This window comes from Stenotrophomonas maltophilia (genome assembly GCF_003970865.1).
GTDB lineage: Bacteria > Pseudomonadota > Gammaproteobacteria > Xanthomonadales > Xanthomonadaceae > Stenotrophomonas > Stenotrophomonas maltophilia_AR.
Genome location: NZ_RXLZ01000103.1, coordinates 1 through 8,581 on the forward strand (window position 1 = coordinate 1; position 8,581 = coordinate 8,581).

The window sequence follows — 8,581 nt, forward strand, 5'->3', positions numbered from 1 at the left end:
TCGTTGTAGTCCGCGTCTTCTTATGTTTTGATTTTATTTTTTTTTTTCTCAAGCGCCCCCCCCACCAGAGTGCACCCACCGGAAAGTCGTGGGCCGGCTCAGGTGGGTAAAAGACACAGCCCCCCACCCGGCCAAACCCATGAACCGAGCTTTCAGCGACCAACTCAACCCACCACGGAGGGGCTCCGCCGTTCGCCGACTCCCGCCGAAGGCGTGCTTTCCACGCAGAAAAAAAATTTCCGGAAGCGTGTCGATTCCCAGCCCCCTGGTTCGTTGTACCCAGTGAAGGGCACGCACCACGCGTCCCCACGGGAGACCGCAATGAAAGTGATGGTGATCGTGAAGGCCAACGCTGACTCCGAAGCCGGCCGCATGCCCAGCGAACAGGAATTGTCCGAAATGGGCGCCTTCAACGAACAACTGGTGGCCGCCGGCATCATGCTCGCCGGTGAAGGCCTACACGCGACCCAGCGCGGTCGCCGCATTCACTTCGGCAGCGGCGCGCCCAAGGTCGAGGCCGGTCCGTTCGGCCCCGCCGGCGACCAGATCGCCGGCTTCTGGCTGTGGGAGGTGCGCTCGCTGGACGAGGCCGTTGAATGGGCCAGCCGCGCGCCGTTCAACAGCGGCGGCACGCTGGAGCTGCGTCCACTGATCTCCGCCGAAGACTTCGGTGAAGCCTTCACTCCCGAGTTACAGCAGCAGGAACAGCGTCTGCGTGCACAGCTGGAAGGTTGACCCGATTCATCTCCCTGCCGGGCACAACCCGGCACTACTGCCCTGAACCGCACAACGGAGTATTGCCATGAAACTGATTCCCTTCCTCGGCTTCAGCGGCCAGGCCCATGAGGCGATGGCGTTCTACGCCAAGGCACTCGGTGGCCAGGTCACGTCGGAAATGAAGTACCGCGACATGCCGCCCTCCGATGGGTCGCCGGGCTGCAACGAGATGCCGCCGGAAACCCTGGACCACGTCGCGCACAGCCAGCTGGAAATCGGCAGCGCCATCGTGATGGCGGCCGACGGTCCCGGCGGCGGCGAGGGTGGTTCGACCACCATCAATGTCGACGTCGACAGCATCGAAGAAGCCGAGCGCGTGTTCGCGGCGCTGGCCGAAGGTGGCCAGGTGCAGATGCCGATCGCTGAAACGTTCTGGGCGCACCGCTGGGGCATGTTGATCGACCGCTACGGCAAGCCGTGGATGGTCAACTGCATGAAGCAACCCTGATTCCTCTCTTTCTTTCATCCACAAGGAGCTTCACCGATGAGTGCACCGCAACCGCAGATGATCTTCGTCAACCTGCCTGTGCAGGACCTGGAGAAGTCGAAGGCGTTCTTCACCGCGATGGGATACAGCTTCAATCCAACCTACACCAATGACGATGCGGCTGGCATGGTCATCAGCGAGAGCATCTACGTGATGCTGCTGACCCAACCTTTTTTCCAGCAGTTCACCAACAAGCCGATTGCCGATGCGCACACCCACACGGAAGTGATCAATGCGCTCTCTGCACCCAGTCGCAAGGCAGTTGACGAGTTGGTGGACAAGGCACTGGCCGCCGGCGCCAGCGAACCGCAGCCGGCGCGCGACCTGGGCTTCATGTACCAGCGCGGCTTCCAGGACCTGGATGGCCATCTCTGGGAAATCGCACACATGGACGGCGAGCCGGGCTGACGGCCGCCGCAGGGAGAATCCTCATGGCTTACGTGGATGCTTACGTGCTGCCGTGCCCACAGGACAAGGTGGCGGCCTACCGCCGCCTTGCCCGCAAGGCCGGCGCGGTGTGGAAGGACCATGGCGCGCTGCAGTACATGGAATGCGCGGCCGACGATGTGGAACCGGGAAAGCGCACGTCGTTCCCGCGGGCGGTCAAGGCCAAGCCCGGTGAAACGGTGATCGTCGCCTTCGTGGTGTTCCGTTCGCGCGCGGCGCGCGACCGCATCAATGCCAGGGTGATGGCCGACCCGCGGTTGGCGTCGCTGGGCCCGAAGGACATGCCGTTCGATACCCAGCGCATGTTCTGGGGCGGCTTCAAGCCGATTGTTGAAGCGTGAGCTGCGGCGCTTGTGCGGGCCGGGCGTGCGTGCTGTGATCGGCGCATGCTCGATCCCGCACTGACGCAGCGTCTGGAAACCCTCTGGCGGATGGAGTCGCCGGTGTTGATCGCGCGCCTGGCGCGGCTGCTCGGGGGCGATGTCGGCCGTGCCGAGGAGCTGGCCCAGGACACCTGGCTGGCCGCGCTGGAGCGCTGGCCGGAGCAGGGCATCCCGGACAACCCCGGAGCCTGGCTGATGACCACTGCGCGCAACCGTGCCATTGATGTGCTGCGACAGCACCAGCGGGTGGCGCAGCAGCATGCGCAGTGGGGCGAGGAACTGCATCCAGCGGCGCTGCCGGCACCAGATGACAGCCAGGCGCTGGAGGATGACCTGGGTGACGATCTGCTGCGGCTGATGTTCGTGGCCTGCCATCCGGTGCTGCCGGCCGATGCACGGGTGGCACTGACGCTGCGCCTGCTCGGTGGCCTGACCACCGTCGAGATCGCTCGTGCGTTCCTGCAGCCGGAGCCGACCATCGCCCAGCGCATCGTGCGTGCCAAGCGCACCCTGGCGCAGAAGCAGGTGCCCTACGAGGTCCCTCGCGCAGACGCGATGCCCGAGCGGCTCGGCTCGGTGCTGGAGGCGATCTACCTGGTATTCAACGAAGGTTACGCGGCCAGTGCCGGTGACGACTGGATGCGTCCGGCGCTGTGCGAGGAGGCATTGCGGCTCGCGCGCATTCTGGCGCACCGGCTGCCGGTGCCGCCGGTGCTGGGCCTGCTGGCGCTGATGGAGCTGCAGGCCTCGCGTGCCGCAGCACGGACCGATGCGCAGGGCGTGCCGGTGCTGCTGGACCAGCAGAACCGCGCGCGCTGGGACTGGCTGCAGATTGAACGCGGACAGCAGGTGCTGGCGCGCGCGCTGGCCGCCGGTGGTGCTGATGATCCCTATGTACTGCAGGCGCGCATCGCAGCGTGCCATGCAGCGGCGCGCCGCCCCGAGGATACCGACTGGCCGCGCATCGCAGCACTCTATACGCAGCTGCTGCAGGTGCAGCCCTCGCCAGTTGTCGCATTGAACCGCGTGGTGGCGATACTGCGCAGCGACGGTGCCTTCGCGGCGTGGGCGCAGCTGCAGCCGTTGCTGGTGGATGCGCGACTGCGAGAGTACGCGCCGCTGCAGGTGGTGCGCGGGGAGCTACTACAGGCGCTGGGACGCGACCTGGATGCACGTCACGCTTTTGCGGAAGCCGCCAGACTCAGCCAGAACCAGGCAGAGCGCGGCCTGTTGCGGCAAAGGGCCGGTCTGCCCCCCGCAGAGTGACCTCGACGAAGGCAGCACTTGTCGGCGGGCCCGCGAGCCGTTATGTTTCGCGCCCAGCGGACGCGTCAGCGTCCACTTTCCATGCGTATTGACCGAGGAGCGGTTGGATGTATTCAAGGACGAAGAGCGCATCGCGCGCTTTTGCGCGCCTGCTTGCCTGTGCCCTGTGCCTGGCCGTGTGGCCGATGGCCGTGCAGGCAGCAGACAAATCACAGCAGGCCTATTGGGCCGGTTTTGCCTACACCGCTGATGCCGCCGCCGTGCAGGCGACCACGCCGCATGCGCATGCGGTGCTGGAAAAGCGTGGCTTGATCCCGCTCAACCAGGTGCTGGCACAGTCGCTCAAGCGCCGCGCCCCGGCCCACCTGCAGCTGATCGACCAGCCGGTGGCGATGCTCGACGGCACCACCAGCGCGACAGTGCTGGCCGCGGCACTGGACCGCGAACTGGTCTCGGTCGAGCCGATCGGTGACCAGTACAAGGTGCTGGTGGAAGTGGCGCTGCAGGCACTGTTCTTCGATTTCCGCGAGCGCCAGGTGATCGCGTCCTATCCGCTTACCCTGCAGCGCATCGACGTGCAGGATTACCGGCCGGACAACGACGATATCGACGCGATCGTCGCCGATCTCCTGTACGGCAGCGCCGATACCAGCCTGTCGCAGGTGCTGGCCGCCAGCCTCGCCCAGGCCAAGCTGCCCGATGCCGCCGTGCGTCGCCTGCAGGTCGGTGGCGTAACCCTGTCCGACGCGGTCCGCGCCAAGCTGCCCGACCCGAAGTGGGAAGCCCCGCTGCGCGCCACGCTGGCCCATGAACTGTCCAAGACGCTGTCGTCCAATACCGGTGTCGGCCTGCTGCCGCCGGCCTCGGGCCAGGCAATCGGTGGTGCGATGGCGGCGCGCTTTGCCGACGGCAAGGTCTACCAGCTGAAGATCCCCGAGCCGGACTACGTCATCAACCTGCAGGTGGATGCGCTGAAGAACGGCGTGATCGAAGAAACCCCGGCGATGAAGACGATGCTGTTCGGCGCGTTCTTCACCGCCAAGGTGACCGAGCCGTTCTCCGGCAAGGTCTATTTCGAACAGCCGCTGCGCAAGGGTGCCACCAAGGTGGTGCCGGTCACGCAGTGGCAGGTCGACCAGTGGTCGGCCAGCTACGAAACCCTGCTGGCGGGCTTCGACGCCTTTGCCGGCGCCGCCGCCAAGCGCGCCGATTCGCGCGGCTGGCTGGACGAACAGAAGCCGGGCGGCCGCCCGTTGCAGCAGCAGACCCAAGCCCTCCAGGAGTTGATCAAGTCATGTCGTTGATGCGTACCATCCTGCTCATCCTCATCGCCCTGGTGGTGGCCTCGCCGGTCGCTGCACAGACCGCCAGTTCGCGCGGTACCGGTTCGGCCAGCTACGGCCTGCGCCTGAGTGCCGACACCCGTGCCCAGGCCCTGAACAAGGCCAAGGTCAATGCACTGGAGGCGTACATCGCCGAAACCGGTGCGGCCAAGCTGCGCCTGTTCGAAGCGCGCCGCGCCGAGTTCATCGGCGAGATCGACCGCTACGTGCTCAGTGCCGTGCAGCTGTCGGACACCGAAGACAAGAAGGCCAAGACCTACACCGTCACCGTCCGCGCCGAGATCAACACCACCCTGCTGCAGACCAAGCTGGATGCAGGTTCGGCCGTGGCCGGTGCCACCGCCGCCCAGCGTTCGCTGCTGACCTTCCTGTTCATGGCGCGCTCGCAGGACACCGTGCAGTCGTTCCAGGACAAGGAATACCGCCGTGTCGACGCCAGCAGCAGCTACAGCGAGAACACCCGTGAAGGCGACAGCTTCCGCGGCAACTCGGTGAGCACCAACGGCAGCATCAACCAGAACGGTTCGATGTCGGTCACCAGCGGTGGCAGCACCACCCAGCGCAGCGACAACATCAGCTGGAAGGTGGCCAACGCTGCCGAAGTGAACACCGCGATGACCGGTGCCTTCAGCGCCGCCGGCTACGAAGTGGTCGAAGCCGAATACGTGGAAGGTGAGTCGCGCGGCCTGCTCAGCATCGAGCGCATCCGCAAGGACTTCAGCACCGGCAACGACCTGGCGCCGGCCACCCTGCGTGATACCGCCAACGGCATCCGTGCAGCCAACATCCCGTACATCGCCGTCGGCACCCTCGACGTCGGCATGCGCGACCGCGATCCGGCCAGCGGCAACACCCGCGTGTTCGTCACGGTCACCGGCAAGGTGCTGGACGTGACCGGTCGTTTCCCGCGCACCGTGTCGTCGGTGGGCCCGGTGCAGTTCTCCGGTACCGGTCCGAACGAAACCGTCGCCCGTACCAACGCGCTGCAGCTGGCGGCTGAAAAGGCTGCCCAGCAGATGATCAACGAACTGAACGTCAAGGCGGTCCGCTGATCCGCCACCCCGGTGGGTGCCGAGCTCGCTCGGCATCGCCCTGGGGTTACCGATTCCCACGTGCCGCTTCGCGGCCGTCTCTCCCAAAGGACACTCATATGATCCGCAATACCGCTCTTGTCGTGGCCATCGCTGCCGCCACCCTGTCGATGCCGGCCCACGCTGGCCTGGGCAAGCTGAAGGACCTGGCCGGTGCCGCCACCGGCACCTCCAGCAGCAGCGCTTCCAGCGCCGCCGCCCCGGACGAAGCCGCGCAGGAAGCGCTGGTGCGTCGTTTCGTTACCTCGCAGTCGCACTCGCTGCAGGCCCAGACCTCGTTCGCCCGCGCCTTCGGCCTGGCCGAGCAGGTGCAGCTGCTGGAAGCCGAGCGCCAGGCGCTGTCGTCGGGTTCGGTCAGCGTCGATGCGATGAAGAAGTCGGTGTCGGTCAGCGAAGCTGCGCAGGCGGCGATCAACGAGCGCCAGGCCGCACAGCCGGAACTGAACGCTGAATCCAAGCAGCACTACGCCGAAGGCCTGGTCTCGCTGTTGTCCTCGGCGGCCGAAGCACAGAAGCTGGGCGGCGAAGCCAGCAACTTCACCGCCGGCATGAAGAACCTGGGTGCGACCCAGCTGGCCACCGTCGGCCGCAAGCTGGCGGCAGGTGCATGGGTGGCCAAGGAATCGCCGGGCTTCATCCAGGGCCTGTACGGCTCGACCAAGTCGGCCGTGACCTTCGCCAAGAAGAGCAAGGTGAAGGTGCCGTCCAACGCCGATTCGATGCTTGACACGCTCTGATCCGAGGCGAATCTCCATGCGTATGACCTACCGTTTGATCGGCCTGGGCCTGGCTGCCACGCTGCTTGCAGCCTGTGGCAAGCAGGACACCCCGGCCGCCGCGCCCGCCAAGGACAAGGCAACCAGTGCACTGGCCAGCAATGCGCCAGTGGAAGCAGCGCCCCTGCGTGGCACGCCGGATTTCGGCGGCACCACCCAGGTCGCGCGCGAAGCCGACGGCATCGGCAGCACCCCGGAACTGGCGGTGCTGGCGGCATTGCAGTCGGCGGTGGCGCAGGTCAACGGCGTACGCGTGGCCAGCCAGATGCAGAGCCTGCGTGCAGGCCTGCATGTGGATGTGGATGACGAACACGTCGGCGATATCCGCGCCGACGCGTTCACCCAGCAGATGATCGCCGGCTCGCAGGGCGCGGTGCTGGGCTATGAAATCCTGTCGCAGGATGAAGTGCGGCAGCTGGACGAGGAAACCATCGCCCGCGTGCGCGCCAGCGACGAAGGCTGGAGCTTCAAGGGCTCGGCGTCGGCCAGTGCCTCCGGCGAAGCCTCGGCCAAGAGCGGTTCGGCCTCGGCCAGTGTCAAGCAAAGCTACGACGAGAAGGTGAGTGTTGATGCCAAGCGTGGCGCCAGCTCCTACGATTCCGATGTGACCCATCGCAGCATGCGCAGCTACTGGAAGGTGCGCGTGCGCGCACAGATTGCCCAGTACCGCGCGCCGGACGAGCAGGGCAAGCCGAAGATCGTGGTCGCCCTGCCGCGCACCAAGGCCGGCAGCTACGCCGTGGGCGACGGCCGCGTGGACGCAGACGAAGTGGCCGACGCGATCCGCGCACGCCTGTCCGACACGCTGACCCAGACCCAGCGCTTCATCGTGCTGGACCGCGAGTTCGGCGACGAACTGCAGGCCGAGATCGACCACATCAACAGCGGCAACGTGCGCCTGCAGGACACCGCACGCGTGGGCCAGCAGCTGGCGACCGACCTGATCCTGATCCCGACCATCGAACGCTTCGAGTACCCGCGCAGCGTGCGCAACCTGCGCATGTCCGACCGCCAGGTGACCTCGTACTCCGGTGGCGGCCGCATCACCCTGCGCCTGATCAACGCCACCACCGGCCAGGTGGTGATGTCCGACAGCTTCGACCACCAGCTGGCCTCGACCGGCCCCAGCACCCTGCCGCGCGTGGTCAACGGCCGCAACATGGCTGCGGCGATGATGGAATCGCTGTCCGGCCAGATCGGTACCACCATCGTCACCACCCTGTTCCCGGTGTCGGTGGTCTCGGTGGACGGTGACCAGGTGGTGTTGAGCCAGGGCGGTGACACCGTGCAGGCCGGCCAGCGCTGGCAGGCCGTGCGCCTGGGCGAAGAACTGAAGGACCCGCAGACCGGCCGCTCGCTGGGCCGCAGCGAACACCCGTGCTGCACCATCCGCATCGACCGCGTGGCCGCACAGACCTCGTACGGCACCATCGAAGACGGCGTCGACGCGATGCGCGGCGGTTTCCGTCCGGGCCAGATCGAACTGCGCCAGAAGCTGGGCAGCAAGCCGGCTGCCGCCGCCGCAGGTGCGACTGCCTCGGCCGCTCCCGCCGCCGCCGCCGCACGCCCGGCCGCCAAGCCGAAGCCCAAGCCCGCTGCCGCCCCGGCCGAAGACCCGAACTGGTAACAGGCTCAAGCAACACACCGATGGGGTCAGAGACCTTTCCCGCAGGGAAAGGAATCTGACCCCTTCGTGTTTCCGTCCGTGTCGACCAAGGTCGACACCTACCAACAGCGATGTGTCGACCAAGGTCGACACCCACCAACAGCAGCGGGAAGCTGTCGAAGGCGGGGTGGGTCCGGTTGCGGGGGTGTCTGCGGCATGGATGCCGCGGCCAAGCCCCCAAGGTGAAGTGACCCCCGGGAGTTGGACGCCAGATCCAACCCGAGGGATACATGAACAGATACGACGCGCGTTTCAAACTGCAGGTCGCCAAAGAGGCCTGCAAGACCTCCACATCGGTCAAAGCCATTGCCCGTCGCCATGGCCTGGAGTTCTCCACGGTCAGGC

At 66.3% G+C, this 8,581-nt stretch carries 10 protein-coding genes; all 10 read left to right on the top strand.

Annotation, left to right across the window (positions count from 1 at the left end; genetic code table 11):
- Positions 1-321: 321 nt before the first annotated feature.
- The gene (locus EKL94_RS21345) at positions 322-735 is read left to right on the top strand and encodes a YciI family protein (protein ID WP_126930550.1); all 414 of its coding nucleotides are present in this window, start codon (positions 322-324) and stop codon (positions 733-735) included.
- Positions 736-802: 67 nt separating this feature from the next.
- On the top strand, positions 803-1,225 hold the full coding sequence (locus EKL94_RS21350; protein ID WP_005407887.1) for a VOC family protein: 423 nt from the start codon (positions 803-805) through the stop codon (positions 1,223-1,225).
- A 36-nt stretch (positions 1,226-1,261) separates the two neighbouring features.
- The gene (locus EKL94_RS21355) at positions 1,262-1,672 is read left to right on the top strand and encodes a VOC family protein (RefSeq protein WP_126930551.1); all 411 of its coding nucleotides are present in this window, start codon (positions 1,262-1,264) and stop codon (positions 1,670-1,672) included.
- A 23-nt stretch (positions 1,673-1,695) separates the two neighbouring features.
- Positions 1,696-2,052 (top strand): DUF1428 domain-containing protein, encoded by a 357-nt coding sequence (locus tag EKL94_RS21360; protein ID WP_126930552.1) that lies wholly within the window; start codon positions 1,696-1,698, stop codon positions 2,050-2,052.
- Between the two features lie 45 nt (positions 2,053-2,097).
- On the top strand, positions 2,098-3,360 hold the full coding sequence (locus EKL94_RS21365) for an RNA polymerase sigma factor (RefSeq protein ID WP_126930553.1): 1,263 nt from the start codon (positions 2,098-2,100) through the stop codon (positions 3,358-3,360).
- A 107-nt stretch (positions 3,361-3,467) separates the two neighbouring features.
- Positions 3,468-4,664, top strand: coding sequence for a hypothetical protein (locus tag EKL94_RS21370; RefSeq protein ID WP_126930554.1), 1,197 nt, complete (start codon positions 3,468-3,470; stop codon positions 4,662-4,664).
- On the top strand, positions 4,655-5,755 hold the full coding sequence (locus tag EKL94_RS21375) for a hypothetical protein (protein WP_019337987.1): 1,101 nt from the start codon (positions 4,655-4,657) through the stop codon (positions 5,753-5,755). Before EKL94_RS21370 ends, EKL94_RS21375 begins: the two co-directional genes overlap by 10 nt.
- A gap of 98 nt (positions 5,756-5,853) precedes the next feature.
- A complete protein-coding gene (locus tag EKL94_RS21380) occupies positions 5,854-6,531 on the top strand; it encodes a hypothetical protein (RefSeq protein WP_106466926.1) in 678 nt (225 codons plus the stop codon).
- 16 nt (positions 6,532-6,547) lie between these two features.
- On the top strand, positions 6,548-8,197 hold the full coding sequence (locus EKL94_RS21385; RefSeq protein WP_126930555.1) for a CsgG/HfaB family protein: 1,650 nt from the start codon (positions 6,548-6,550) through the stop codon (positions 8,195-8,197).
- A gap of 269 nt (positions 8,198-8,466) precedes the next feature.
- The coding region (locus EKL94_RS21390; RefSeq protein ID WP_148105817.1) for a transposase at positions 8,467-8,581 on the top strand (115 nt) is incomplete at its 3' end.

Bases quoted from the DNA above. Each gene is read 5' to 3' on its own strand.
- EKL94_RS21345 (WP_126930550.1), top strand. From the start codon at position 322: ATGAAAGTGATGGTGATCGTGAAGGCCAACGCTGACTCCGAAGCCGGC.
- EKL94_RS21350 (WP_005407887.1), top strand. From the start codon at position 803: ATGAAACTGATTCCCTTCCTCGGCTTCAGCGGCCAGGCCCATGAGGCG.
- EKL94_RS21355 (WP_126930551.1), top strand. From the start codon at position 1,262: ATGAGTGCACCGCAACCGCAGATGATCTTCGTCAACCTGCCTGTGCAG.
- EKL94_RS21360 (WP_126930552.1), top strand. From the start codon at position 1,696: ATGGCTTACGTGGATGCTTACGTGCTGCCGTGCCCACAGGACAAGGTG.
- EKL94_RS21365 (WP_126930553.1), top strand. From the start codon at position 2,098: ATGCTCGATCCCGCACTGACGCAGCGTCTGGAAACCCTCTGGCGGATG.
- EKL94_RS21370 (WP_126930554.1), top strand. From the start codon at position 3,468: ATGTATTCAAGGACGAAGAGCGCATCGCGCGCTTTTGCGCGCCTGCTT.
- EKL94_RS21375 (WP_019337987.1), top strand. From the start codon at position 4,655: ATGTCGTTGATGCGTACCATCCTGCTCATCCTCATCGCCCTGGTGGTG.
- EKL94_RS21380 (WP_106466926.1), top strand. From the start codon at position 5,854: ATGATCCGCAATACCGCTCTTGTCGTGGCCATCGCTGCCGCCACCCTG.
- EKL94_RS21385 (WP_126930555.1), top strand. From the start codon at position 6,548: ATGCGTATGACCTACCGTTTGATCGGCCTGGGCCTGGCTGCCACGCTG.